Origin of the sequence: Mycolicibacterium wolinskyi str. Jessa 2025 (assembly GCF_049241375.1) — a bacterium.
Classification (GTDB): Bacteria; Actinomycetota; Actinomycetes; order Mycobacteriales; family Mycobacteriaceae; genus Mycobacterium; species Mycobacterium wolinskyi.
The window spans coordinates 6,634,112-6,657,976 of sequence record NZ_CP185960.1 but is presented as its reverse complement, the minus strand read 5'-3'; the positions used below and the strand labels follow the sequence as shown (position 1 = coordinate 6,657,976).

Here is a 23,865-nt window from a genome sequence, read left to right as displayed (position 1 = left end):
CCAACGTCTCGCTACACTTACCGTAAGTACAACGGTGAGGGGTTGCGTTGATCAAGGTCATGCAGGGTGTGCGGGTGCTCGAGGTCGCGCAGTTCACGTTCGTCCCCGCGGCGGGAGCGATCCTCGCCGACTGGGGTGCCGACGTCATCAAGGTCGAGCATCCGGTGCGCGGTGACACTCAGCGCGGTTTCATCAACATGGGCGGCTTCGAGCTCGACCCCAACCGCCACCCGCTCATCGAGCATCCCAACCGGGGTAAACGCAGTGTCGGGATCGACATCTCAACGCCGGGCGGGCAGGAGGTGCTCTATGAGATCGCCAAGACCGCCGACGTGTTCCTCACCAACCACATGCCGCAGGCCCGGCAGAAGAACAAGTTCGACGTCGAACACATCCGCGCGGTCAACCCCGACATCATCTACGCCCGCGGCAGCGCATACGGCGACAAGGGGCCGGAGCGCATGGTCGGCGGATTCGACGGCACCGCCTTCTGGACGCGCAGCGGCGTGGGGCACGCCCTGACTCCCGAGGAACTGGGAGGTGCGCTGTCGCAAGGCATCCCGGCATTCGGGGATTCGATCGGTGGCATGAACATCGCAGGCGGCATCTCGGCGGCGTTGTTCCACCGCGAACGCACGGGCGAAGCGCTCGAGATCGACGTCTCACTGCTGTCGACCGCATGGTGGGCCGCCGGTGCGAGCGTCACCCAGGGTATGGAGACCGGTGAGACGATGCGCTCGCTCATGCCGGATTCCATCGGGCCCACGGTCAATCCGTTCCTCGGTAACTATCTGACCTCGGACGGCGGCACCATCAACCTGTGCATCGTGAGCCCCACCGGCTACATCCGCGACGCGTTCGAGCACCTGGGCCTTCCCGAGCTGGCCGACGATCCACGCTTCTCCGACGTGCTTCCACTGATCGAAAACGCCGAGGCGGCAGCTGAACTGATCGCCAAGTCGATCCGCAGCAAGCCCTTCGAATACTGGCGCCGGCACCTCAAGACGATGAAGGGTCAATGGGCGCCGTTCCAGAGCTTGGTCGACCTCAGCACTGACGAGCAGGCCATCGCCAACGACATGATCGTCGAAGTGGAATCGGCCGACGGCGGCAAGCCGTTCCGGGTGGTGCGCGGGCCCGTGCAGTTCAACCACGAGCCGCTCGAAACCACGCGTGCGCCACAAGCTTCCGAGCACACCGAGCTGGTGCTCATGGAGCTGGGAATGGACTGGGACCGCATCGCCGAACTCAAGGACGCCGGCGCGATCGCCTAGGTTCTGCCAATGCCCGCGCCCGCGATTGTCACGCTTACGCCCACGCTTGTCACGCTGGAGTGGCTGTCGAAGCCGAGCGCCACTCTAGCGTGACAAGCGTGGGCGGTCTGGTTTTGAGGGCCAGAACCTCGCGGCTGCAAACAACTCTGGAGCCGTCGACTGTTGTCGACGACTCCAGAGTGAAAGTTGCCGGTGGCCCGGCGTTGTGAGGGTTCAGTGAGCGGGGTGCACCGCCCGGCGGCGCCGGTGCAGCAGGGCGGTGAGCCAGCGAACGTCGATCAGCATGTCGGATGGGCCTTTCTCTCAGGCGCTCTTGGTAAGCAGGGGCAGCAACCGGCGGCGAGCCAGGTTGCCTTCGGCGAAGTGATGCAGTGCCTCGGGCACCGATGCGGTCAGCGGAACGCCCGCATCTTCTTGGCGCAGCTCAGCCGCAACGGCCGGGCTCGCGATGACGGCCCAGTCGACGCCTTCGGCGGCGCAGCGGTCATCGATGTCGTAGAACATCGAAACCGCTTCTGGGGCAAAGTTGTTCACACCGCTCAGATCAAGGGCGAACGGCTTCTCCGCGAGGACGAACCGGCCGACGTACGCGGCGATTCGCTCGAGATTGCCATTGTCGATGTCTCCCTTGACCGTCACCACGGTTGCCAGCTGACGGCAATATGCGCGCATCGAGGCGCCGTCGCAGACGACTGCCGGATTGCCGTATCGAAAATGGTGATCCGAAGCCGGGGTGTTGCTCGTGATAGTCATGATCAGCCTCCCGTCGGTTTCTAAAGCTGGCGGTTGGGCTTCGTCGCTTCAACCTGTCCACAACGCTAAGCGGGCAATCTAAGGCGGCTGGGAGCTGCCGATAATGCTTTGCTAAGAACATCGGCCGTACTGGTCGGTAGCTCTTTCCAGATTTCTTCGCGCAGGTCGCAGTCTTGACGCCGGCGCAGACGCTGGTCTAGCGTGACCGCCATCACGAATTGAAACGTTTCAATCTTGAAGGCGGCTTAATGACTGTCCCAACCGCACCGAAGACGCAGCGAGTGTGCTTCCTCCTTCAGCTCCGGCCGGACAGGATGGACGAGTACCTCACCATCCATGAGAAGGTGTGGCCCGAGATGCTGGATGCGCTGACCGCGGCGGGGTGGCGCAGTTACTCGCTCTTCGTGCGGGAGAGCGACGGCCTGGTCGTCGGCTACCTCGAAACCGACGACTTCGCGCTCGCACAGAAGCGGATGGCCGAGACAGACGTCAACGCCCGCTGGCAGGCCGAGATGGCCGAGTACTTCGTGAGCGGCGACAAGCCGGACGAGCAGATGCGGCCGCTGTTCGAGTACTTCCACCTCGACTGACGCCCCGAACCACCTCCATACCCTTCCAACCCAAGGAAACCCATGAAGCTCGGAGCGCGCTCCACCACCGGCTGGCGGGCCACCATCGCGGTGGCCATGTCCAACTACATCGAAGCCGGCTCGATCATCGCCATCGCGACCAGCCTGGGTTTCTGGCAGGCCGAGTTCGGCATCAGCAATTTCGCCGTCGGCCTTCTCGCCGCGCTGAGCGCCAACGCGTTCGGTGCCGCCATCGGCGCGATCCTCGGCGGACCGCTCTGCGACCGCTTCGGCCGTAAGGCGATCTACACCTATGACCTGCTGGTGTACATGGCCGGCGTGCTACTCGCCGCATTCGCGGTCAACTACGTGATGCTGCTGGCGGCATTCGTCATCACCGGCATCGCGGTCGGCGCCGGTGTACCGGCGTCCTGGACATATATCGCCGAACAGGCGCCGTCGACGGATCGCGCCAAGCACGTAGGCACCGCACAACTGGCCTGGTCGACGGGTCCGCTGATCGGTTTCGCACTGGCCGCCGCGCTCGCGCCACTCGGTCTGCTCGGTTCCCGGTTGATCTTCATCCACCTGTTCGTCGTGGCCGCCGTGGTGTGGTGGGTGCGCCAAGGCCTCGTCGAATCGCAGATCTGGACCGACGAGGCCAAGGTCGAACCACGCGAGGTGGCCTCGGCGGTGGGCCTGCGCGGACTGCGTGGACTGTTCTCGAAGCGGGTCAACATCACGGCACTGTTGTTCTTGGGCGGTATCTATCTGTTCTGGAACACCGTGGCGGGGCAGGCCGGCATCTTCATGCCGCGTGTCTATGACACCGCCGGTCTGCACAGCCCGGTCGCCCAGAACCTGCTGCAGGTGCTGGTCTGGGGTTGCACCGTGGTGGCCACGTATTTCGGCTTCATGCGCTACGCCGATCGGATGTCGCAGCGCCTGCTCTATGTGATCGGCGCGGCGCTCGGCATCGTCGCCTGGATCGTGCTGGTGGCATTCACCGACAACGGCGTTCCGACGATGTTGGTGTTCGCGGTGCTGTGGGGCATCTCGTCGGGCATCGGCGCGCAAGCCTTCTACAGCCTGTGGGCCAGCGAACTGTTCGCGACGCCCTACCGGGCCAGCGCCCAGGGCGTGATGTTCTTCGTCGTCCGCACCATGACCGGCGTGCTGAGCTACTTCTTCCCGACGTTGCTGGCCGCGACCGGTCTGACCGCAGTCGGTGTCCTGCTGGTCGCGCTGCTCACCGTCGCCCTGCTGATCGGCGCGGTCTGGGCGCCGGCCACCCGCGGGAGGACACTGCAGGAAATCGAGGTCGAACGCTACGGCGCGCCCGTGAGCGATTCGAAGGAAAGGACCCCGGCATGAGTGCCATCAGCCTGCATCCGGCGCTGGACAACCTCGCGATCGAACTGCCGTCCTGGGCGTTCGGCAACTCGGGTACCCGGTTCAAGGTCTTCGGCACCCCCGGAACGCCGCGCACCATACAGGAGAAGATCGCCGACGCCTCGACCGTGCACCGCCTGACCGGATTGGCGCCGAGCGTCGCGCTCCACATTCCGTGGGACACGGTCGACGACTACGCGGCGCTGGCCTCCTATGCCGCCGAGCAGGGCGTCGTGCTGGGCACGATCAACTCCAACACCTTCCAGGACGACGACTACAAGTTCGGCAGCCTCACCCACACCGACAAGGCGGTCCGGCAGAAGGCCATCGACCATCACCTGGCGTGCATCGAGATCATGAACCACACCGGGTCGCGTGATCTGAAGATCTGGCTGGCCGACGGCACGAACTACCCGGGCCAGGGCGACATCCGGGGCCGCCAGGATCGATTGGCCGAGTCGCTCGCGTCGATCTATCAGCACATCGGGCCCGATCAGCGAATGGTGCTGGAATACAAGTTCTTCGAGCCGGCCATGTACATGACCGACGTGCCGGACTGGGGCACGTCGTACGCGCACGTGAGTGCGCTCGGCGAGCGGGCCATGGTATGCCTGGACACCGGACACCACGCGCCGGGCACCAACATCGAGTTCATCGTCGCGCAGTTGCTGCGGCTCGGAAAGCTCGGATCGTTCGACTTCAACTCGCGCTTCTACGCCGACGACGATCTCATCGTCGGTGCGGCCGACCCGTTCCAGCTGTTCCGCATCATGTTCGAGGTGATCCGCGGCGGCGGGCTGGATGCGGGCTCGGGCGTCGCCCTGATGCTCGACCAGTGCCACAACGTCGAAGCCAAGATCCCCGGCCAGATCCGGTCGGTGCTCAACGTGCAGGAGATGACGGCCCGCGCGCTTCTGGTCGACACCGAAGCGCTGGCCGCCGCGCAGGAGGCCGGAGATGTGCTGGGCGCCAACGGAATCTTCATGGACGCCTTCTACACCGATGTCCGTCCGGCGCTCGCGCAGTGGCGCACCGATCGGGGCCTGCCTGGCGATCCGATGGCGGCGTTCGCCGCATCGGGTTACCAGAACACCATCAACGCCGAGCGCGTCGGCGGAACGCAATCCTCCTGGGGAGCATGAACATGACCAATGAGACCGTCACCGAACTGATCGGCCGCTCCAACCGGCTCGGATCCGATCCCAAGAACACCAACTACGCCGGCGGCAACACGTCGGCCAAGGGCACCGACATCGACCCCGTCACCGGCCAGCCGGTAGAGCTGTTGTGGGTCAAGGGATCCGGCGGGGACCTCGGCACACTCACCGAGAAAGGGCTCGCGGTGCTGCGGCTGGACCGCATGCGAGCGCTCGTCGACGTGTATCCCGGTGTCGAGCGCGAGGACGAGATGGTCGCGGCGTTCGACTACTGCCTGCACGGCCGCGGCGGCGCCGCACCGTCGATCGACACCGCGATGCACGGCCTCGTCGACGCCGATCACGTCGACCATCTGCATCCCGACTCGGGTATCGCCCTGGCGACGGCCGCCGATGGTGAGGCTTTGACCAAGCAGATCTTCGGGGATCGTGTGGTGTGGGTGCCGTGGCGGCGACCCGGTTTTCAGCTCGGCCTCGACATCGCCGAGATCAAGCGTCGTAACCCGCAGGCGATCGGCACCATCCTGGGCGGGCACGGCATCACCGCGTGGGGCTCGACTTCCGCCGAGGCCGAGGCGCATTCGCTGGAGATCATCGAAACCGCCGAGCGCTACATCGAGCAGAACGGGCGTCCGGAGCCGTTCGGCGCTCCGCTGCCCGGGTACGGCCCGCTGCCCGAAGACCAGCGCCGCACCAAGGCCGCGGAACTCGCGCCGTTCATCCGCGGGTTGGCCTCGACCGACAAGCCGCAGGTGGGCCACTACACCGATGATCCGCGCGTCCTCGAATTCCTTTCGGCGGCCGAACATCCCCGGTTGGCCGCGCTGGGCACCAGCTGCCCCGACCACTTCCTGCGCACCAAGGTCAAGCCGCTCGTGCTCGACCTGCCCGCCGATGCGCCGATCGACGAATGCAAGGCCCGCCTCGCCGAGCTGCACGAGGCGTACCGCGTCGACTATCAGGCGTACTACGACCGGCACGCCGCTGCCGACAGTCCCGCCATCCGCGGTGCCGACCCGGCGATCGTCCTGATCCCCGGGATCGGCATGTTCAGCTACGGCAAGGACAAGCAGACCGCCCGGGTGGCAGGCGAGTTCTACCTCAACGCCATCAACGTCATGCGCGGCGCCGAGGCCATCTCGACCTACGCGCCCATCGACGAGTCGGAGAAGTTCCGCATCGAGTACTGGGCGCTCGAGGAAGCCAAGCTCGCACGGATGCCCAAGCCCAAGCCGCTGGCCACGCGCATCGCGCTCGTCACGGGTGCGGCCTCGGGTATCGGCAAGGCCATCGCGACTCGGCTGGCCGCCGAGGGGGCCTGCGTCGTGATCGCCGACCTGAACGGTGAGAAGGCCGCTCAGGCCGCTTCAGAAATCGGGAACAGCGATGTGGCCATCGGGATCGCCGCCGATGTCACCGACGAGTGCGCGGTGCAGGCCGCCGTCGACGCGACGGTGCTCGCCTTCGGCGGTATCGACATCGTGGTCAACAATGCCGGTCTGTCGCTGTCGAAGTCGCTGCTGGACACCACCGCCGAGGACTGGGATCTGCAGCACAACGTGATGGGGCGTGGGTCGTTCCTGGTGTCGAAGGCCGCCGCGCGTGCGCTCATCGACCAGAAGCTCGGCGGCGACATCATCTACATCTCGTCGAAGAACTCGGTATTCGCCGGGCCCAACAACATCGCCTACTCGGCGACGAAAGCCGATCAGGCGCACCAGGTTCGGCTCCTTGCAGCCGAGCTCGGCGAGCACGGCGTGAAGGTCAACGGCATCAATCCCGACGGCGTGGTGCGCGGTTCGGGCATCTTCGCCGGCGGCTGGGGAGCCAAGCGTGCCGCGGTGTACGGCGTCGCCGAAGAAGACCTCGGCAAGTACTACGCGCAGCGGACCCTGCTGAAGCGTGAGGTGCTGCCCGAGCACGTCGCCAACGCCGCGTTCGCGCTGTGCACGTCGGACTTCTCTCACACCACCGGCTTGCACGTGCCGGTCGATGCGGGTGTCGCCGCGGCCTTCTTGCGATGAGCACGCAGGTAGCTGCCGTCGACCTCGGCGCCACGAGCGGCCGAGTCATGGTCGCCGACATCGACGGCGACCGGTTGGACATGCGCACCCTCGCGCGGTTCTCGAATGATCCGGTGCGCCTGTGGGACGGCACGCGAAATGCGTTGCACTGGGACATCCCCGGCCTGTACGGGCACGTGGTGGACGGGCTGACGCGCGCCGGCCGCGAATGTGACCACCTCGTCGGAATCGGCGTCGATTCGTGGGCCGTCGATTACGGCCTGTTGCGGGACGGCCGCCTGCTGTCGCAGCCGACGCACTATCGCGACGCACGGACCGAGCGGGGTGTCGAGCTGGTGCACGACGTTGTCGGTATGCCAGAGCTCTACCAGCGCAACGGCATTCAATTCTTACCGTTCAACACCGTCTACCAGCTCGCGGTCGAGCGTGCAGAGGGCATGCTCGACCTGGCCGACACCGTGCTGTTGGTGCCCGATCTGCTGACATATTGGTTGACGGGGAAGCGGGTCGCCGAACGGACCAACGCCTCGACCACCGCACTGCTGGGATTGGACGGTGCCTGGGACCGCGAGCTGATGACTCGGCTCGGGTTGCCGCACGCGTTGTTCCCCGATGTCGTCGACGCAGGCAGCAGCAGAGGTCCGCTACTGCCTGAGGTTTCCGCACAACTTGGTCTGCAAACCGAGGTCGTGTCGGTAGCGTCGCACGACACCGCGTCGGCCGTCGCCGCGATCCCCATGGACGCCGAGCAGGCGGCCTACATCTCATGCGGCACATGGGGTCTCGTCGGTGTCGAGCTGAGCAGCCCGGTCGCCACCGAGGCCAGCCGCACCGCCAACTTCACCAACGAAGTCGGCGCTGACGGCCGCATCCGCTTTCTGCACAACGTCATGGGCATGTGGCTGCTCAGTGAAACCCTCCGGCAGTACGAGCGTGACGGCCATGACGTCGAACTCACCGATCTGCTCGAACGCGCCGCGCACGTGCCGGCACCGCAGGAGGTGTTCGACACCAACGATCCACGGTTCCTGCCGCCCGGCGACATGCCAGCACGCATCGTCGACTGGTACACCGAACGCGGTCTTCAAGCGCCTGCCGATCCCACGCGCATGGTGCGCGCGATCCTCGAAAGCCTCGCTGCGGCATTCGCCTCGGCGGTGTGCACCGCCGCCGAGCTTTCCGGGGTGACCGTCCGCACGGTGCACATGGTCGGCGGCGGCTCACAAAACGAGTTGTTGTGCCAGCTCACCGCGGACCGGTTGGGCATGCCGCTGCTGGCCGGGCCGGTCGAGGCGACTGCGCTGGGCAACGTGCTGCTCACCGCCCGCGCGCAGGGCATCGTCAGCGGCGGCTTGACGGAGCTGCGCGAGCTCGCCTCCCGGTGGTTCCCGCCGCGGCGGTACGTGCCGCGGACCAGTCGGGCCGCCGCCATGGTGTGATGGTGCACGTGGTGAGCATGCGCGAGGTCGCGGCGGCGGCATCGGTGTCGGTGGGCACGGTCTCGAACGTGCTCAACGCCCCGGACAAGGTCGCGCCGGCCACCGTCGCGCGAGTGCAGGCCGCCATCGACCGCCTGGGTTTCGTGCGCAACGACGCCGCGCGTCAGCTCAAGGCGGGACGGTCGCGAAGTGTCGGACTGGTCGTGCTCGACATCGGCAACCCGTTCTTCACCGACATCGCGCGGGCCGCCGAACGCCGCGCCGGTGAACACGATCTGACCGTGCTCCTCGGCACGTCTGACGACGACACCGACCGCGAACGCGCCTATATCGACGCCTTTGACGAGCAACGGGTCTTCGGCCTGCTGGTGTCTCCAGTCGGGGAAGACTTGCAGCGGTTGACCGCACTGCGCGAGCGTGGAACCCCGGTCGTCCTGGTGGACCGTGACGGCAGCGGCACGCCGTTCGACTCCGTCGCCGTCGATGACGTAGCCGGGGCACGGCTGGCAGTCGAGCATCTGTGCGCCACCGGCCGACGCAGGATTGCGTTCGTCGGCGGCCCTGGCACATTGCGTCAGATCCGCGACCGCCGCCGTGGAGCAGCCGAGGCCATCGCCGAAATACCCGGCGCGGAACTGGAAATCATCGACACCACTGCGCCGAGCGTCCAGGCAGGCAGCGCGGTGGGGGAGCAGTTGCGCCAACGGGCTCCGCGAGACCGGCCGGACGGGGTGTTCTGCGCCAATGACCTGCTGGCGATCGGCGTGCTGCAGGCGCTCAGTCTCATCGGTGGGTTGCGGGTGCCCGACGACATGGCACTTGTGGGCTACGACGACATCGACTTCGCACGTTCGGCGGTCGTCCCGCTGACCTCTGTCCGGCAGCCCACTCGCGCGATCGGCTCCACGGCCGTAGACCTGCTGATCGCCGCATCGGAAGATTCCGTGCGTCGCCGGCCGAAACATGTGGTGTTTCAACCGGAATTGATTGTGCGAGGGTCGACAGGTAGTTGAGCGCGGCGGCTGGCTCGGCGCTATCGCCGTGCCCGGCTATTAGCGACAATGTCGCTGAAATCGACTCAACAGAAACATGTGTCACGCCAGTCGCGTTCGCCGAGCGGTATTGGTTCACTTGCGTCTCTTCGGCCACACCGATCTCACGTTTTGGCGTGCCCGCCTTGTAGCGACATTGTCGCTGGCCAGGTGGACAACGGATGACAGTGGTCATCAACGGCATTCGATGTCGCAACTACGCCGAGGGCTACTGCCACATACTGACTGGGATCCTCGGCCTAGTGGCAGATCGCTGCGCCAGTAACGCTGTGGCGGCCGCAGGCCCGAATCTCCGTCGTAGCGTTACTCGCGTGAACTTCTCGAATACTCAGCGACATTGTCGCTGTAAGGCGGGCACGCCAAATCTTGAGGCTGCCGTGACTGCAGAAGCTCAAGGGACAGGTGTGAATCGAAGCCTGTGTTGCGCGTGATAAGTGTTGCAGCTGAGGCTGTTTCAGCGACATTGTCGCTCATAGTCGGGCGGAACGGCACATCCTCAACGCCCGGAAGGGTTGTCGCAAGCTTCAGCAAAGACGCGTCACACGATCAGCACGTCAAGCGTTCGCGGGCCGTGCACACCTTCCACCCGCTCCAGCTCGATGTCACTGGTGGCGCTCGGACCGGAGATGAATGTCAGCGGACGGTCGGTGTTCAAGGCCGCGAATCCCTGCGGCACGGTGTCGACGATCTGGTCGGCACGCACGACGCAGATGTGGTGGTCCGGCACCAGCGTGATCGCGCGGCGGCCCTGCGTCGCACCCGCGTCGAGCACGATCGTGCCCGTCGCGGCGATTCCGACCGCGCATCCGGTCAAGACGGCGTCGGCGCTGTCGAGTTCATCGATGCTGAGCGCGGGTTCATCGACCACCGTCCGTACGTCGCGCACCCAGTCCGCCGGCAGATCCGCCGGAATCACCACGGCCGCGTCGGGTCCCACGAGTTTGCGTACGGTGGCAGCGATTTCGTCCGCCGCGATCCGGTAGACGTTGGCGCGGTACTCGGCGACCGTCTCCGAGAAGCGCTCGATGTCACCGGGCCCGGTGAGCGGTGCCCGGTCGTAATCGCGGGGTACCACCACCAGTGCAGGCGGTGCGGCGGCCTGTGCATCACGGATGCGGCCCAGCACCGCCGTCCTGGCGTCGGTCATCGCTGATCCTCCCCGTGCGTGCGCACCCACCACTGCCGGAACGTTTCCTTCGGAGGCTCGGGGATGTCGCGGCTGGCCGTCCATTTCGACGCGGGCCACGGCAGTGCGGAGATGCGGTGGTCCTTGCCTGCGATCAGGCGTCCGGCCGCGAGTGACTTCTCCGCCAACGAGAACCGGCCCGCGCCTGCCATCGCCCAACCTGCGGCCTTCATCGCGAGGTCCTGGCCACCGGGCAGGCCGCCCCGCTCGGAATCGACCTGCTTTGCCCGCAGATGCACGAGGATCGACGGGATGTCGATGCGCACCGGGCACGCTTCGAAACATGCCCCGCACAGCGACGACGCATACGGCAGGCTGGCATTGGGATCGCCGTGGCCGGTGGTGCCGGTGAGCTGGGGGCTCAGGATCGCCCCGATCGGACCGGGATAGACAGAACCGTAGGCGTGCCCGCCGGTGCGTTCGTAGACCGGACACACATTCAGGCAGGCACTGCACCGAATGCAATGCAGCGCAGCGCGTCCCACCTCGTCGGCCAGCACCTGGGTACGGCCGTTGTCGAGCAGCACCAGGTGGAACGCCTGCGGCCCGTCACCGGGATGCACACCCGTCCACATCGAGGTGTAGGGATTCATCCGCTCGGCCGTGGACGATCGCGGCAGCAGTTGCATGAACACTTCGAGGTCGGAGAACGTCGGCACGATCTTCTCGATGCCCATGACGGTGATCAGCGTCTCGGGCAGTGTCAGGCACATCCGCCCGTTGCCCTCGGATTCCACCACCGCGAGCGTGCCCGTCTCGGCCACACCGAAATTCGCACCGCTCACCGCAACTTTGGCGGTCAAGAATTTCCGGCGCAGATGCGCGCGGGCCGCCATCGCCAGCACTCGCGGTTCGTCGGTGAGCGTGCCGGCGTCAGGCATCTCGCGTTCGAAGATCTCGCGAATCTCGGCACGGTTGCGGTGGATCGCGGGCACCAGGATATGGCTGGGCTTGTCGTGGCCGAGTTGCACGATCAGTTCGGCGAGGTCGGTCTCGAACGCCGCGATGCCTTCGGCTTCCAGGTGTTCGTTGAGGCCGATCTCCTGGGTCGCCATGGACTTGACCTTGACGACCTCGTCGGAGCCGGTGGCGCGGATCAGATCGGTGACGATCCGGTTCGCTTCGTCGGCGTCGCGGGCCCAGTGCACGACGCCGCCGCGTTCGGTGACGTTGCGCTCGAGCTGTTCGAGGAGCTCGGGTAGCCGGGCCATCACGTCTTGCTTGATGGCGCTGCCCGCAGCCCGAAGCTCTTCCCAGTCAGCGCATTCCGCGACTGCTCTCAGACGCTTGGCGCGGATGGTATGCGTGGCGTGGCCGATGTTGCGGCGCAGTTGCGAATTGGCGAGTGCGGTGCGCGCCGCGCTGGGAAACGACTCGTCACCGCGCAGGTTGCCCAGTCCCGGATTGCCGAGAAACGTCGCCGTCATGCCGACGCCGCCAGGATCTCGGCCAGGTGCACGGTGCGCACCCCGGACCGCAGCCGGCTCAGCCCGCCGCCGATGTGCATCAGGCACGAGGAGTCGCCTGCGCTGCACACCTCGGCACCGGTGTCGAGGATGTGGCCCATCTTGTCGGCGAGCATGGCAGTGGAGGTGTCGGAGTTCTTGATCGCGAATGTGCCGCCGAATCCGCAGCAGGAATCCGCAGCGGGCAGTTCGACCAGGGTGAGCCCTCGGACGTTGCGCAGCAGACGCAGCGGTTTGTCGCCCACTCCGAGCATCCGCAGCGAGTGACAGGTCGGATGGTAGGTGACGCGGTGCGGATAGTAGGCGCCGACATCGTCCACGCCGAGCACGTCGATCAGGAACTCCGACAGCTCGTAGGTGCGGGCCGCGATGTTCTCGGCGCGCGTGGCCAGCGCCTCGTCTCCGGCCCGGCGGGCCACCATGGCGTGCTGGTGGCGGACCGAGCCCACACACGATCCGGACGGGGCGACGACCGCGTCGCACCCCGCGCTCTCGAACGATTCGACATGGTTGCGGACCACACCGACGGCCTCCTTGAGGTAACCGGTGTTGATATGCATTTGACCGCAACACGTTTGGCTCGACGGGAAGACCACCTGGTGGCCCAGCCGCTCGAGCAGTTGGACCGTGGCGATCGCGGCGGGTGGGAAGAGCGCATCCGCCAGGCAGGTCGCGAACAGGGCGATTCGCATGAACACTCCTAGGCTGTGGTCTGACCACAATAACCCGTGTGGTCAGACCACACCAGCGAAAGGCGCTATTCTCGTCGGCATGCGCGCACACGAGCTGGTGCTGGAGCGGATCGAGCGAGATCTCGTCGCGGGCACACTGGCCGTCGGCGACCGACTGCCCGCCGAGCGCGCGTTGGCCGAGAGCCTGTCGGTCAGCAGGGCCTCGGTGCGCGAGGCGATCCGCGTGCTGGAGGCCATGGGCGTGGTCCGGACTGCGGCCGGCTCCGGCCCGGACGCGGGCGCGATTATCACGGCCGATGCCGCCACCTCGATCGGATCGGCGCTTCGACTGCACACCGCGACGCGGGCGTTGCCCATCGAAGATCTGGTGCGGACCCGAATTCTCTTGGAGACCTCGGCATTACGCGATGCGGCTGCGCTCAGTCCGCGCCCTGACCTCACCGAGATCAGGGCCATGCTCGACGCCATGGACGATCCGGCGCTGGAGCCCGAACAGTTCCACCGGCTCGACGCCGACTTCCACCTGGCGTTGACCGCGCTCGCCGGCAACGTGGTGGTGGAGGCGATGATGGCCGCGCTGCGTGGCCCGATCCAGGGCTACATCCTGGCGGGTGTGCCGTTGCTCGACGATTGGGCGGGCGTCGCGTCGAACCTGCGCTGCGAGCACCGCGGTATCGTCACCGCCCTGTCCCGCGGGCAGGGCAATAAGGCTGCCGAACTGGCCCGGGCCCACATCCAGGGATATGTAGATCTGATCGGCGGGTGACCGCTGGGCTACGGTTTGTTCATGCTCGTCAGTCGGTATGCCAGGTGGGCGGTGATCGCCATGGCGGGGTTGACGGCCGCCTGTACCGACGGCGCGAACACGGCCGCAGCGTCACCCGAGCATGCCGTGCACCGGCACATCGCCGCCGCGAAGACCGGCGACGTCGCGACCCTGCGATCCGGGGCATGTGGAGCGCTGGCCACCGCGATGGAGCCCCGCACCGACGACGAGGTTCGCGCCCATTTCCTCGAGGCGTACTCGGCGGGGCCGGATCTGCTGTCGGTCGAACCCGATGGCGCGGGAAACCGGCGCATCGTCACCGGCTACTACAGCGACGTCACCGATCTGGACATCGCGTTCACCGTGGAGAACCTCGACGGCTGGAAGGTATGTGAAATACGCCGGGGCAACGGGAGATTCGGTCCGTTGCCGGGACCGTTCGAGCGGTGACGGTCAACGGCGCCACTGCGCGCCGTTGTAGTGCTCCCATGGGCTGTAGTCGGCGATCAGTTCTTCCTGCGGCGGGCGTTCGGTTTCCGGGACGTGCTGCAGGTTGATGCGGATGCGGTACCAGATCGAGCTGGGACCACGCATGCCGTCGACCAGAATGTCCACGGGCTCAAGCTTTTCGGCGATATCCGGGTACCGCCCTTTCCACAGGTCGAGTGCGGCCATCGCCTCGTCTTTGGTTTTCGTGCGGGCGATCTCGATCAGTGGCATGGTCGATTGCCTGCGCCCGTCGCGCGACGCGCCCTTCGGCGCTTTCTCGGCGGGCCCGAGCTCTTCGGCAAGGGCCAGTAACGCATCCAGCTCGCCGACGGTGGTGTCCATGCCTTCCCACGGATCCCCCAGTTCGGCGAACCGGTCCGGCACCGTGGTGACCGTGAACGCCTCGGGGCGGCACTCGGCCACCTCGTCCCAGCGCAACGGGGTCGACACCCGCGCGTCCGGCGTCGCACGCACCGAATAGGCCGAGGCTACGGTCCGGTCGAACGCGTTCTGGTTGAAGTCGACGAACACGCCTTCGCGTTCCTCTTTCCACCAGCGGGCCGTCGCCAGGTCGGGGGCGCGGCGCTCCACTTCGCGGGCGACGGTCTGGGCCGCGAGCCGGACCTGCTTGAACGGCCAGCGGCGCTCGATCCGGGCATAGATGTGAAAGCCGCGTGAGCCGGACGTCTTGGGCCAGGCCGTCAGCCCGTAATCCTCGAGAACCTCGCGGGCCACGAGGGCGACGTCGACGATCTGACCCCACTCGACACCGGGCATCGGGTCCAGATCGACCCGCAACTCGTCGGGATGTTCGAGATCGTCGGACCGCACGGGGTGCGGGTTGAGGTCGACACAACCGAGGTTCACCGCCCACGCCAGCCCGGCGGCGTTGCGGATCACGGCCTCCTTGGCCGACGTGCCGGAGCGGTATTTGAGTTCGGCCACGTCGATGTAATCGGGCCGCTTCTCCGGAGCCCGTTTCTGGAAGACCGCCTCGACGGTGATGCCTTTGACGAAGCGTTTGAGGATCATCGGACGGTCGTAAACCCCGCGCAAGGCACCGTCGGCGACCGCTTGGTAATAGCGGATCAGATCCAGTTTGGTGACACCCGGACGGCCGTCGAACCCAGGGAAAACCACCTTGTCCGGGTTGGTGACCGACACCTGCAGGCCGTCCAACTCCAGCGACAGTGCACCGGCCATCACCTCATCGTAGTGAGTTACCCCGGGTGCGATAGCTGTCACATATTGTGTCGGCATGCCAAGTCTGTCTGACCTGCCGGCGCAAGTGACCGCGAAGGCAAAGCAATACCTCGACCGTGGCGCTGCCGAGCTGCATTACGCCCGCAAGATGTTCGAGGCGGGGGCACTCAAACTGGAGTCGCCGCAGAACATGGCCGCAATGCTCGTCGACATCCGCAACTGGGGCGAGATCGGCATGATCGCGTCGCTGAACGCGCGTCGGCACCCGAACCGCGTCGCGGTCATCGACGACGACGGCGAGATGACGTTCGGCGAACTGAACTCCGCCGCACACGCCCTCGCCAACGAACTGGTCACGATGGGCGTTCGAGCCGGTGATGGCGTGGCGATCCTGGCCCGCAACCACCGGTGGTTTCTGGTGTCGGTCTACGGCGCGGCCCGCGCCGGGGCGCGCATCATCCTGCTCAACAGTGAATTCTCTGGCCCGCAGATCAAGGAGGTCGCCGCGCGCGAGGGCGCCAAGGTGATCATCTACGACGACGAGTACACCGCTGCCGTCGCGCAGGCCGAACCCGAGCTCGGGAAGCTGCGCGCGCTGGGCACCAATCCCGACAAGGAAGAACCGTCCGGGAGCACCGACGAAACCCTTGCCGACGTCATCGCGCGCAGCAACGGCAGGCCGGCGGCCAAGGTAAGCAAGCATTCGTCGATCATCATCCTGACCAGCGGCACCACCGGCACCCCCAAGGGCGCGAACCGCGGCGCGCCACCGTCGCTGGCCCCTATCGGCGGTGTGCTCTCCCACGTGCCGTTCAAGGCCGGCGAAGTGACGTCGCTGCCGGCGCCGATGTTCCATGCGCTCGGCTTCCTGCACAGCACCATCGCGATGATGCTGGGTTCGACGCTCGTGTTGCGCCGACGCTTCAAGCCGGCCACGGTGCTCGCCGACATCGAGAAGCACAAGGTGACTGCCGTGGTGGTGGTCCCGGTGATGCTCTCGCGCATGCTCGACCATCTCGAGCAGACCCAGCCCAAGCCCAACCTGTCGTCGCTGCGCATCGTGTTCGTGTCCGGCTCTCAGCTCGGCGCGGAACTGGCCACGCGGGCGCTCAAGGATCTCGGCCCGGTCATCTACAACCTGTACGGCTCAACCGAGATCGCGTTCGCGAGCATCGCGCGCCCCAAGGATCTGTCGCTCAACCCCGCAACCGTCGGCCCGGTGGTCAAGGGCATCACGGTGAAGATCCTCGACGACAACGGCAACGAGCTGCCGCAGGGTGAGGTCGGGCGCATCTTCGTACGCAACACCTTCCCGTTCGAGGGCTATACGGGTGGCGGCGGCAAGCAGATCATCGACGGCATGATGTCGTCGGGCGATGTCGGCTACTTCGACGAGCACGGTCTGCTCTACGTCAGCGGCCGTGACGACGAGATGATCGTGTCCGGCGGTGAGAACGTGTTCCCCGCCGAGGTCGAAGACCTGATCAGCGGTCACCCCGAGGTCGTCGAAGCCACCGCGCTCGGGGTCGAGGACAAGGAGTGGGGACACCGGCTGCGTGCGTTCGTGGTCAAGGCCGAAGGGGCCAGCGTGGACGAGGACGCCATCAAGCTGTACGTCAAAGAACACCTGGCCCGCTACAAGGTGCCGCGCGAGGTGATTTTCCTCGATGAGTTGCCGCGTAACCCGACCGGCAAGATCCTCAAGCGTGAGCTCCGCAATATCGAAGTCGGCGCCCCTGGCGAGACGAGTGCGGGAGACTGACTTCCCCCGGCGAACAGACACGTAGGTACCCCGTTTCGCGGCGATTAAGGGACCTACGTGTCTGTTCGCGGCGAAAACGGGGGAATAGTTCGTCGCTCCCGGTGGTAGTACTGCGTCGTGAACATCGACCTCACCGGAAAGACCGCGCTAGTCACGGGCTCGACGCAGGGCATCGGCCTGGCCATCGCCGAGGCGCTCGCCCGCAGCGGGGCACGCGTCGCGATCAACGGGCGCACGGCGTCGCGTGTCGATGAAGCCGTCGCCAAGTTGGGCGATCACGACGTCATCGGCGTCGCGGCCGACGTCGCCACCGAGGACGGGACGGCGGATCTCCTGCGTCAGTTGCCCGCCGTCGACATCTTGGTCAACAACCTCGGCATCTTCGGGGCGGTGCCTGCCCGTGAGATCACCGACGAGCAGTGGCGCTCCTACTTCGACGTGAATGTCCTTGCGGCCGTGCGGCTTCTCCGCAGCTACCTGCCTGGTATGACGGAAAAGGGCTGGGGCCGGGCGATTCAGATCGCAAGCGATTCGGCCATCGTCATCCCCGAAGAGATGATCCATTACGGGGTGTCGAAGACAGCGTTGCTCGCGGTGTCGCGCGGTTTCGCGAAGGACGCCGCAGGCACCGGCGTGACCGTGAACTCGGTGATTGCCGGTCCTACCCACACCGCGGGAGTCGAGGATTTCGTCTACCAGCTGGTCGACAAATCATTGCCATGGGACGAAGCGCAGCGCGAGTTCATGCGCAAGCATCGGCCGCAATCGCTTCTGCAGCGGCTGATCGAGCCTGAAGAGATTGCCAACATGGTCGCCTACCTCGCGTCTCCGTTGGCCTCGGCGACCACCGGTGGCGCATTGCGGGTCGACGGTGGTTACGTCGATTCGATTCTGCCGTAAGGGCATCAGGACATCATCGCGGAGCCTGGCACCGCGAGACACACCAGCGACAGCGCGAGCAGGAACCAACCGGCGCCTTGCCAGATCGGCCAGGTGCCCTCGGCCCGCCAGATCTGATACGTCCGGATGAATGCGCCGACGCCGCCCACGAACGTGATGGTGGGCACCAGCACCGCCGAAAGCATGGAACGGTCAAAAGCATAGAACGCCAACGCGATTCCGGCGATTGCCGCGACGATCACGACATACGTGACCGCCGACCGGAACATCCCGGGATCGTGCCAGCGTTTCTCGACGTCATTTGTCATGTTCATGGCCCATTGACGTACCACCCCAGGCAACCCGGCCGGTCTCGGCACGCGATGATGGCGCCGGCATCGGGTGCGGCGCCTCGCACCTTGGGTGTCGTCCTCGGTGGCAGATTGCAGTTCACGATGTAGGGGTTCCACGGGATGACCCCGTTTACACATGGCCGGGCGTCCGCGGTGGGTGTGCTTTGGCTCCCCACCACCGAAGGACCGGCGAGCAGTGCGAACGCTGCCGCTGTTGCACCGGTCAAGCGCAGGACGCGATGTTTAGAAGTACTCATCATTAGTGCCAACCGTCGTCGATAGCCACCTATTTCGACGGTACGCCTACGTATGCTCGCGCCACTCCCGAGAATGCACTGAGGGTCGTTACCGCGACGCGGCAACGACCCTCAGTGCAGTTTCGCGGTGAGAAGTTACGGATCGCGGGGCAGGCCCAGCAGACGCTCGGCGATGATGTTGAGCTGCACCTCGGTGGTGCCGCCGTAGATCGTGGTGGCGCGGCTGGCCAGGAGGTAATCGGCCCAGCGGCCGGGCTCCTGCTCGGCGTCGCCGATCGCTCCGTCGGTGCCGAACGACGCCACCGCGAACTCCGCATACCCCTGGCCGGTCTTCATCGACAGCAACTTCGAGATGGCCGCGGCGGGCATCGGGTCGCCGCCAGCCAGCGTCAACAGCGTGGACCGCAGGTTGAGGACCTTGGCGGCGTGGCCTTCGGCGATGAGCCGGCCCGCGTGGTTCTGCTCGATCTGATCGAACTGGCCGTCGCGCAGGAACGCCACGAACTGGTCGAGGTTGGCCAGGAAGGGCGGCTCGCTGCTGCCGATCGACACGCGCTCATTGGTGAGCGTGTTGCGGCTGACCTCCCAACCGCGGTTCACCTCGCCGAGCACCATGTCGTCGGGCACGAACACGTCGTCGATGAACACGGTGTTGAACATCGCGTTGCCGGTCAGCTCACGCAGCGGCTTGACCTCCACGCCGGGCGCTTTCATGTCGAGCAGGAAGTACGTGATGCCCTGGTGTTTCGGAGCGTTCGGATCGGTGCGGGCCAACAGCGCGCCCCAGGCCGAGTATTGAGCGCCCGTGGTCCAGATCTTCTGGCCGGTGATCTTCCAGCCGCCGTCGACCTTGGTGGCCTTGGTGGTCAGGCTCGCCAGGTCAGAGCCGGCGCCGGGCTCGGAAAAGAGCTGGCACCAGATCATTTCGCCGCGGAACGTGGGCGGTAGGAAGCGCTGCTTCTGCTCGTCGGTGCCGAACGCCACGATCGACGGGATGATCCATGACGCGATGCCCATCTGGGGACGCTTCACGCGGCCCGACGAGAACTCCTGGGCGATGATGATCTGCTCGATCGGCTCGGCGGCCCGGCCCCACGGCTTGGGCAGATGCGGCTGCACCCAACCGCCTTCGGCGATGGCGGTGTTGCGCTCGGGCCCGCTCGGAAGTGCTTTCAGCGCAGCCACTTCGGCGCGGATCTCGTCACGCAGCTTCTCGGTCTCGGGGTCGAGGTCGATGTCGACCGGCCGCATGCCGGTGCTGGTGGCGGTGTCGACCACCTGCTGCGGGTAATCGGCGGACCGTCCGAAGCACGCCGCCAGCAGCAGTGCGCGGCGGTAATAGACGTTGGTGTCGTGTTCCCAGGTGAACCCGATTCCGCCGTGCACCTGGATGCAGTCCTGGGCGCAGTGCTGGGCTGCGGCCGGCGCCAACGTGGCAGCCACCGCGGCGGCGAACTCGAAATGCGCCTCCGCGGAAGCACTCTCGTCGAGCGCCCGGGCCGCATCCCACACGGCCGCGGTGGCGCGCTCCGTCTCCGCGACCATACCCGCGCACTTGTGCTTGATGGCCTGGAACTGGCCGATGGGCCTGCCGAACTGCTCGCGGATCTTGGCGTACTCGGCAGCGGTGTCGGTGGCCCAGCGGGCGACGCCGATGGCCTCGGCAGACAGCAGCGTCGACATCAGTGCCCGGGCGAGCGGCCGGCTGAGATTGGCGAGCACGCGATCATCGGTGATCTCGACCGCGTTGGCCCGCACATGGGCGAGCGGACGCAGCGGGTCGACACTCTTGACCGGTTCGATCTCGAGCTGGTCGGCGTCGAGGATCACCCATTCCTCGCCGGAGTCGATGGCGACCGGCAACACCAGGATCGACGCCTGCGCGGCGGCAGGCACGGCACGCACCTCGCCGCGGATCACGAGTTCGGTGCCGTGGCGGGTCGCGGTCAAGCCGGAGTCGATGGCGTAGGCGGCGATGGCGTCACCGGAAGCCAGTTCGCTGAGCACCTTGGCGTCCGGGTCGTTGGCGGAGATGAGGGCGCTCGCGATCGCCGACGGGACGAACGGGCCGGGCACCGCGCCGTATCCGAACTCGGCCAGCACGATGGCCAGCTCGAGGATTCCGAAACCCTGGCCGCCGACCGACTCGGACAGATGCAGGCCTTGCAGACCCTGGTCTGCGGCAGCCTTCCAATAGGAGGGCGGGTTGGCGATGGGGGTTTCCAGCGCCTCGTGCAGAACCTCGGACGGGGCCACCCGCTCGACGAACGACCGGACCGAATCGGCCAGGTCAGTGTGCTCGGACAGGATTGCGATGGGCATGCATAACCTCCATGCGGGGCAGTTCCCTAATAACCGGTCGGTTGGTTTCGAGGGTACCGTGACGTGACCGGCGCCACTTGTACAGCCTATGTAACTTTGTTGACCACGTTCGCGGGCGGCTCCCCGTCGTGGATGCGCCGGCAATTCTCGACCCCCGCCGTCAGATACCGGCGCATCGTGTCGGCGGTGTACCACGCCACATGCGGGGTATAGACAGCATTGGACAGCTCAAGGAGCGGGCTGTCATGGGGTAGCGGCTCGGTCTCGAACACGTCGAGACCGGCCGCGCCCAGCCGTCCCGACTTGAGCGCGTCGATGAGCGCGGGCTCGTCGATGATCGGTCCGCGCGCGGTGTTGACCACCACTGCGCCGGGTTTCATCGCGGCCAGTTGGTCGGGTCCGATCAGGCCGCGGGTGGCGTCGGTCAGTGGCAGGTGCAGCGAGACGACGTCGCTGGCCGCCAGCAGGTCGGACAGGCTGCGCCAGCGTGGATGGCCGGTGTCACGGGTGCTGGTGTGGATGACCTCGGCTCCCATGGCCTGCGCGATCCGCTCGACCTGCTTGGCGACGTTGCCGTATCCGATGAGACCCACTGTGCAGCTGCCGAGATCGCGGACCGTCTCACCCAGCGTGGGATCGGACGGCCAGCCGCGACCGGCGCGCGTGGTGCGATCGAGTTCGGGCAGCCGCCGCAGCGCCGCCAGCATCAGCAGGATGGTGCCCTCGGCGACCGAGGGTGCATTGGCGCCAGGCATGTTCGCCACCAGGATGCCGAGTTGCGTCGCGGTGTCCACGTCGATCGTGTTCACGCCCGCGCCCAGCTTGTGTACGAGGCGCAGCCGCAGCGCGCGGTGCAGATCGTCGCCCGAGATCGGGCGCAGCACGTGCCAGAGGACTTCGGCCTCGGGCAACTCTCGGTAGAAGGTTTCGTCGTCGTCCTCGGCGCAGAACCGCACATCGAGCCAGTCCTGATGCGGGGCAAGGAAATCCAGCACCTTGTCGCCGGGAACGAAGTGTGCGAGGACCCGGATCGGGCCGGGATTCACCGCCACCGCTTCGCGATCCATCGCGCGATCGTGTCGGCCTGCTCGCTGCGGGCACCCGGCGTGGTGAAGTAGTGATCGGTGTCGATCGAGCACTGGCTCTTGTCGGTGCCGCCAAGCGCGTCGTAGATCCGCTGTGCGTCGGACGGATACACGCCGGTGTCCTGGTCGGCATTGATCACCAGTGCCGGGCAGGTGATGCGGGCGAGATGGGGTTCGGCTCTCGTCTGCGCATGGCGCAGGCTCCACATGCCGATCCAGTTACGCAGGGTGGTGGCCGCGGCGATACCCCGCGCCGACCGGTTGGCCTTCACCGGAACTCCCGCGTAGCACAGGTTGGGCTGGCGCCGCGTCGGTTCGATCGCCGGGTCGACCATCCTGGGATCGGCCCAGGTCCGCAGCACCGTGAACGGCCGATCCGAATAGCCCGCGGCCTGAACGCGTTTGAGTTCGTGCTCGGCCCAGTCCGTGATGGCCTCGTTGCGGGCCACCTGCGCAGCGCGATACCGGGACACGAAGTCCGCCGAGTACGGCGGCCCGTTGCGCTCGTCGAACAGATCGAGTTCGGGATCGGCGGCGACCGCGTCGTTCTCGTCGACCACCGACGCGTCCATCCAGGCGGTCAGCACATCGGGCCGCCCGGGATGCGCCGCACTGGCCACGTAGCCGTCGGCGGGCGGTAGGTCGGTGAGGCCCGCTGCTGGTCGCATGCCCTCCAGCGGCGTGACATGGTGGTCGTTGGCCTGTGCCTGGTAGGCGGCCATCAACGAACCGCCACCGGAGTTGCCGAGCAGCACAACGGTTTCGATGTTCGCCACTTCGCGGAGCCAGCGCACGCCGACGCCGATGTCGACCAGCGCGTGGTCCAACAGAAAACTGCTCTCGAACCCGCGGAAACGGGTGTTCCAGCCCAGGAAGCCGATGCCTCTGGTGGCGAGATAGTCGGCGATGTAGTGCTCGGAGAAGTCGATCTGGTAGTGGGTTGCGATCACCGCGATCTTCGGCTTGCGGCCCACGCCGCGGTAGTAGATACCCTGGCACGGGTGACCACCTGCGCCGGCGCGGCGTGCGGTCGGTGATTCCACTCCGATGAACTCGCGGATGACGCCTGCGGCGGGAGACGCCCCGGATGTTCTGCTCATGCGCGCGCGGTCCCCTCGTGATAGATGGTCCGGTAGAACACGTTGGCCAGAGCCATGATGCAGGCTTCGTCGTCGACATCGTCGGCATTACCGCCCGATAGTTTCACGAAACAGAACTGATTGAGCATCGACACGAGCGCTTCGGCGGTCAGCCGGGGGACGTCGCCGGGGCAGAAGCCTTGGCGCTGCGCGTGTTCGACCATCCCGGTGATCAAAGAGATGGGAAGCTCGCAGATCTCGGCCCAGTAGTGCGCGAAATCGTCGTTGACCATGGCCAGCTGGGACACGCTGATGATCTCGGCGAGCCGGTGCCGGTAGGTCGTCCAATGCGCGGATACGGCTTGATAGGACCGTTCCCAGTTCGTCAGACCGGGTTGGCCGACCGCGCGGGCACGGTCGCGGGCCTCGTCGCGAAAGCGCAGCGCCCATTCGCGCACCATCGCTTCCTTGGAGTCGTAGTAGTTGTAGAACGACGCCGTGGAACGCTCCGCCTCGGCGGCGATGTCCGCGATCGTGGCGGCCAGTATGCCTTTGCGTGCGATGACTGCCCGGGCGGCCGCGTCGATGGCGGCCTGGGTCTGCCTGCCGCGTGCGGTCGGCAGCTGTTCGCGGGGGCTGACGGTCACCGGGCTCCTCGAATCATTG

At 66.3% G+C, this 23,865-nt stretch carries 21 protein-coding genes; 11 read left to right on the top strand and 10 right to left on the bottom strand.

What is annotated here, in order from left to right:
- The first annotated feature begins 59 nt into the window (after positions 1-59).
- Positions 60-1,274 carry a CaiB/BaiF CoA transferase family protein gene (locus tag ACOI2T_RS33025; protein WP_409505263.1) on the top strand — a complete coding sequence of 405 codons (1,215 nt, stop codon included), beginning with the start codon at positions 60-62 and terminating at the stop codon, positions 1,272-1,274.
- Between the two features lie 303 nt (positions 1,275-1,577).
- Here ACOI2T_RS33025 and ACOI2T_RS33020 read toward each other — a convergent pair whose 3' ends face one another.
- Positions 1,578-2,027 carry an STAS domain-containing protein gene (locus ACOI2T_RS33020; protein WP_409505106.1) on the bottom strand — a complete coding sequence of 150 codons (450 nt, stop codon included), beginning with the start codon at positions 2,025-2,027 and terminating at the stop codon, positions 1,578-1,580.
- 248 nt (positions 2,028-2,275) lie between these two features.
- Between ACOI2T_RS33020 and ACOI2T_RS33015 the strand changes: the two genes are divergently transcribed.
- Genes ACOI2T_RS33015 through ACOI2T_RS32990 form a run of 6 tightly spaced genes read left to right on the top strand, consistent with a single transcriptional unit; the run spans position 2,276 to position 9,621 of the window.
- On the top strand, positions 2,276-2,617 hold the full coding sequence (locus tag ACOI2T_RS33015) for an L-rhamnose mutarotase (protein WP_409505105.1): 342 nt from the start codon (positions 2,276-2,278) through the stop codon (positions 2,615-2,617).
- A 42-nt stretch (positions 2,618-2,659) separates the two neighbouring features.
- Positions 2,660-3,970, top strand: a complete 1,311-nt coding sequence (locus ACOI2T_RS33010; protein ID WP_409505104.1) for an MFS transporter — start codon at positions 2,660-2,662, stop codon at positions 3,968-3,970.
- A complete protein-coding gene (rhaI, locus tag ACOI2T_RS33005) occupies positions 3,967-5,130 on the top strand; it encodes an L-rhamnose isomerase (protein ID WP_409505103.1) in 1,164 nt (387 codons plus the stop codon). Before ACOI2T_RS33010 ends, rhaI begins: the two co-directional genes overlap by 4 nt.
- 2 nt (positions 5,131-5,132) lie before the next feature.
- On the top strand, positions 5,133-7,169 hold the full coding sequence (locus ACOI2T_RS33000) for a bifunctional aldolase/short-chain dehydrogenase (RefSeq protein WP_409505102.1): 2,037 nt from the start codon (positions 5,133-5,135) through the stop codon (positions 7,167-7,169).
- Positions 7,166-8,608 carry a rhamnulokinase gene (locus ACOI2T_RS32995; protein WP_409505101.1) on the top strand — a complete coding sequence of 481 codons (1,443 nt, stop codon included), beginning with the start codon at positions 7,166-7,168 and terminating at the stop codon, positions 8,606-8,608. The genes ACOI2T_RS33000 and ACOI2T_RS32995 overlap by 4 nt, the downstream gene beginning before the upstream one ends.
- Before the next feature lie 17 nt (positions 8,609-8,625).
- Complete coding sequence (locus ACOI2T_RS32990; RefSeq protein WP_409505262.1) at positions 8,626-9,621, top strand: LacI family DNA-binding transcriptional regulator; 996 nt, start codon at positions 8,626-8,628, stop codon at positions 9,619-9,621.
- 577 nt (positions 9,622-10,198) lie between these two features.
- Here ACOI2T_RS32990 and ACOI2T_RS32985 read toward each other — a convergent pair.
- Genes ACOI2T_RS32985 through ACOI2T_RS32975 form a run of 3 tightly spaced genes read right to left on the bottom strand, consistent with a single transcriptional unit; the run spans position 10,199 to position 13,004 of the window.
- The gene (locus ACOI2T_RS32985; protein ID WP_409505100.1) at positions 10,199-10,807 is read right to left on the bottom strand and encodes a LutC/YkgG family protein; all 609 of its coding nucleotides are present in this window, start codon (positions 10,805-10,807) and stop codon (positions 10,199-10,201) included.
- On the bottom strand, positions 10,804-12,273 hold the full coding sequence (locus ACOI2T_RS32980) for a LutB/LldF family L-lactate oxidation iron-sulfur protein (protein ID WP_409505099.1): 1,470 nt from the start codon (positions 12,271-12,273) through the stop codon (positions 10,804-10,806). The genes ACOI2T_RS32985 and ACOI2T_RS32980 overlap by 4 nt, the downstream gene beginning before the upstream one ends.
- Positions 12,270-13,004 carry a (Fe-S)-binding protein gene (locus tag ACOI2T_RS32975; protein ID WP_409505098.1) on the bottom strand — a complete coding sequence of 245 codons (735 nt, stop codon included), beginning with the start codon at positions 13,002-13,004 and terminating at the stop codon, positions 12,270-12,272. The genes ACOI2T_RS32980 and ACOI2T_RS32975 overlap by 4 nt, the downstream gene beginning before the upstream one ends.
- 79 nt (positions 13,005-13,083) lie before the next feature.
- Here ACOI2T_RS32975 and ACOI2T_RS32970 point away from each other — a divergent pair, with 79 nt between their 5' ends.
- Together ACOI2T_RS32970 and ACOI2T_RS32965 are read left to right on the top strand one after the other, a co-directional pair.
- Complete coding sequence (locus tag ACOI2T_RS32970; protein ID WP_067858355.1) at positions 13,084-13,770, top strand: FadR/GntR family transcriptional regulator; 687 nt, start codon at positions 13,084-13,086, stop codon at positions 13,768-13,770.
- Positions 13,771-13,791: 21 nt separating this feature from the next.
- Positions 13,792-14,220: a hypothetical protein gene (locus tag ACOI2T_RS32965; protein WP_234791041.1), complete on the top strand. Its 429-nt coding sequence runs from the start codon at positions 13,792-13,794 to the stop codon at positions 14,218-14,220.
- Between the two features lie 3 nt (positions 14,221-14,223).
- Here the strand turns inward: ACOI2T_RS32965 and ACOI2T_RS32960 are convergent, their stop codons facing one another.
- Positions 14,224-15,462, bottom strand: a complete 1,239-nt coding sequence (locus tag ACOI2T_RS32960; RefSeq protein WP_409505097.1) for a DNA polymerase domain-containing protein — start codon at positions 15,460-15,462, stop codon at positions 14,224-14,226.
- Between the two features lie 55 nt (positions 15,463-15,517).
- Between ACOI2T_RS32960 and fadD2 the strand changes: the two genes are divergently transcribed.
- Positions 15,518-17,224 carry a long-chain-fatty-acid--CoA ligase FadD2 gene (gene fadD2 / locus ACOI2T_RS32955; protein ID WP_067858361.1) on the top strand — a complete coding sequence of 569 codons (1,707 nt, stop codon included), beginning with the start codon at positions 15,518-15,520 and terminating at the stop codon, positions 17,222-17,224.
- Between the two features lie 117 nt (positions 17,225-17,341).
- On the top strand, positions 17,342-18,124 hold the full coding sequence (locus ACOI2T_RS32950; RefSeq protein WP_409505096.1) for an SDR family NAD(P)-dependent oxidoreductase: 783 nt from the start codon (positions 17,342-17,344) through the stop codon (positions 18,122-18,124).
- Positions 18,125-18,129: 5 nt separating this feature from the next.
- On the opposite strand, the gene ACOI2T_RS32945 is transcribed toward ACOI2T_RS32950, so the two are convergent.
- The 5 genes from ACOI2T_RS32945 to ACOI2T_RS32925 form a co-directional block, all read right to left on the bottom strand.
- Positions 18,130-18,438 carry a hypothetical protein gene (locus ACOI2T_RS32945; RefSeq protein WP_409505095.1) on the bottom strand — a complete coding sequence of 103 codons (309 nt, stop codon included), beginning with the start codon at positions 18,436-18,438 and terminating at the stop codon, positions 18,130-18,132.
- Between the two features lie 410 nt (positions 18,439-18,848).
- Positions 18,849-21,035: an acyl-CoA dehydrogenase family protein gene (locus ACOI2T_RS32940; RefSeq protein ID WP_409505094.1), complete on the bottom strand. Its 2,187-nt coding sequence runs from the start codon at positions 21,033-21,035 to the stop codon at positions 18,849-18,851.
- Positions 21,036-21,121: 86 nt separating this feature from the next.
- On the bottom strand, positions 21,122-22,102 hold the full coding sequence (locus ACOI2T_RS32935) for a 2-hydroxyacid dehydrogenase (RefSeq protein WP_409505093.1): 981 nt from the start codon (positions 22,100-22,102) through the stop codon (positions 21,122-21,124).
- Entirely contained in the window at positions 22,078-23,220 is a 1,143-nt protein-coding gene (locus tag ACOI2T_RS32930; RefSeq protein ID WP_409505092.1) for an alpha/beta hydrolase, read from the bottom strand. Before ACOI2T_RS32930 ends, ACOI2T_RS32935 begins: the two co-directional genes overlap by 25 nt.
- A complete protein-coding gene (locus ACOI2T_RS32925) occupies positions 23,217-23,846 on the bottom strand; it encodes a TetR/AcrR family transcriptional regulator (protein ID WP_409505091.1) in 630 nt (209 codons plus the stop codon). The genes ACOI2T_RS32930 and ACOI2T_RS32925 overlap by 4 nt, the downstream gene beginning before the upstream one ends.
- Positions 23,847-23,865 lie beyond the last annotated feature (19 nt).

Excerpts from the sequence above, each read along its gene's own strand:
- ACOI2T_RS32935 (WP_409505093.1), bottom strand. The coding sequence starts at position 22,102 with ATGGATCGCGAAGCGGTGGCGGTGAATCCCGGCCCGATCCGGGTCCTC.
- ACOI2T_RS32970 (WP_067858355.1), top strand. The coding sequence starts at position 13,084 with ATGCGCGCACACGAGCTGGTGCTGGAGCGGATCGAGCGAGATCTCGTC.
- ACOI2T_RS32985 (WP_409505100.1), bottom strand. The coding sequence starts at position 10,807 with ATGACCGACGCCAGGACGGCGGTGCTGGGCCGCATCCGTGATGCACAG.
- rhaI (WP_409505103.1), top strand. The coding sequence starts at position 3,967 with ATGAGTGCCATCAGCCTGCATCCGGCGCTGGACAACCTCGCGATCGAA.
- ACOI2T_RS32945 (WP_409505095.1), bottom strand. The coding sequence starts at position 18,438 with ATGAACATGACAAATGACGTCGAGAAACGCTGGCACGATCCCGGGATG.
- ACOI2T_RS33020 (WP_409505106.1), bottom strand. The coding sequence starts at position 2,027 with ATGACTATCACGAGCAACACCCCGGCTTCGGATCACCATTTTCGATAC.
- ACOI2T_RS32980 (WP_409505099.1), bottom strand. The coding sequence starts at position 12,273 with ATGACGGCGACGTTTCTCGGCAATCCGGGACTGGGCAACCTGCGCGGT.
- ACOI2T_RS32975 (WP_409505098.1), bottom strand. The coding sequence starts at position 13,004 with ATGCGAATCGCCCTGTTCGCGACCTGCCTGGCGGATGCGCTCTTCCCA.
- ACOI2T_RS33000 (WP_409505102.1), top strand. The coding sequence starts at position 5,133 with ATGACCAATGAGACCGTCACCGAACTGATCGGCCGCTCCAACCGGCTC.
- ACOI2T_RS32990 (WP_409505262.1), top strand. The coding sequence starts at position 8,626 with ATGCGCGAGGTCGCGGCGGCGGCATCGGTGTCGGTGGGCACGGTCTCG.
- fadD2 (WP_067858361.1), top strand. The coding sequence starts at position 15,518 with ATGCCAAGTCTGTCTGACCTGCCGGCGCAAGTGACCGCGAAGGCAAAG.
- ACOI2T_RS32995 (WP_409505101.1), top strand. The coding sequence starts at position 7,166 with ATGAGCACGCAGGTAGCTGCCGTCGACCTCGGCGCCACGAGCGGCCGA.
- ACOI2T_RS33015 (WP_409505105.1), top strand. The coding sequence starts at position 2,276 with ATGACTGTCCCAACCGCACCGAAGACGCAGCGAGTGTGCTTCCTCCTT.
- ACOI2T_RS33010 (WP_409505104.1), top strand. The coding sequence starts at position 2,660 with ATGAAGCTCGGAGCGCGCTCCACCACCGGCTGGCGGGCCACCATCGCG.
- ACOI2T_RS32960 (WP_409505097.1), bottom strand. The coding sequence starts at position 15,462 with ATGGCCGGTGCACTGTCGCTGGAGTTGGACGGCCTGCAGGTGTCGGTC.
- ACOI2T_RS32940 (WP_409505094.1), bottom strand. The coding sequence starts at position 21,035 with ATGCCCATCGCAATCCTGTCCGAGCACACTGACCTGGCCGATTCGGTC.
- ACOI2T_RS33025 (WP_409505263.1), top strand. The coding sequence starts at position 60 with ATGCAGGGTGTGCGGGTGCTCGAGGTCGCGCAGTTCACGTTCGTCCCC.
- ACOI2T_RS32930 (WP_409505092.1), bottom strand. The coding sequence starts at position 23,220 with ATGAGCAGAACATCCGGGGCGTCTCCCGCCGCAGGCGTCATCCGCGAG.
- ACOI2T_RS32965 (WP_234791041.1), top strand. The coding sequence starts at position 13,792 with ATGCTCGTCAGTCGGTATGCCAGGTGGGCGGTGATCGCCATGGCGGGG.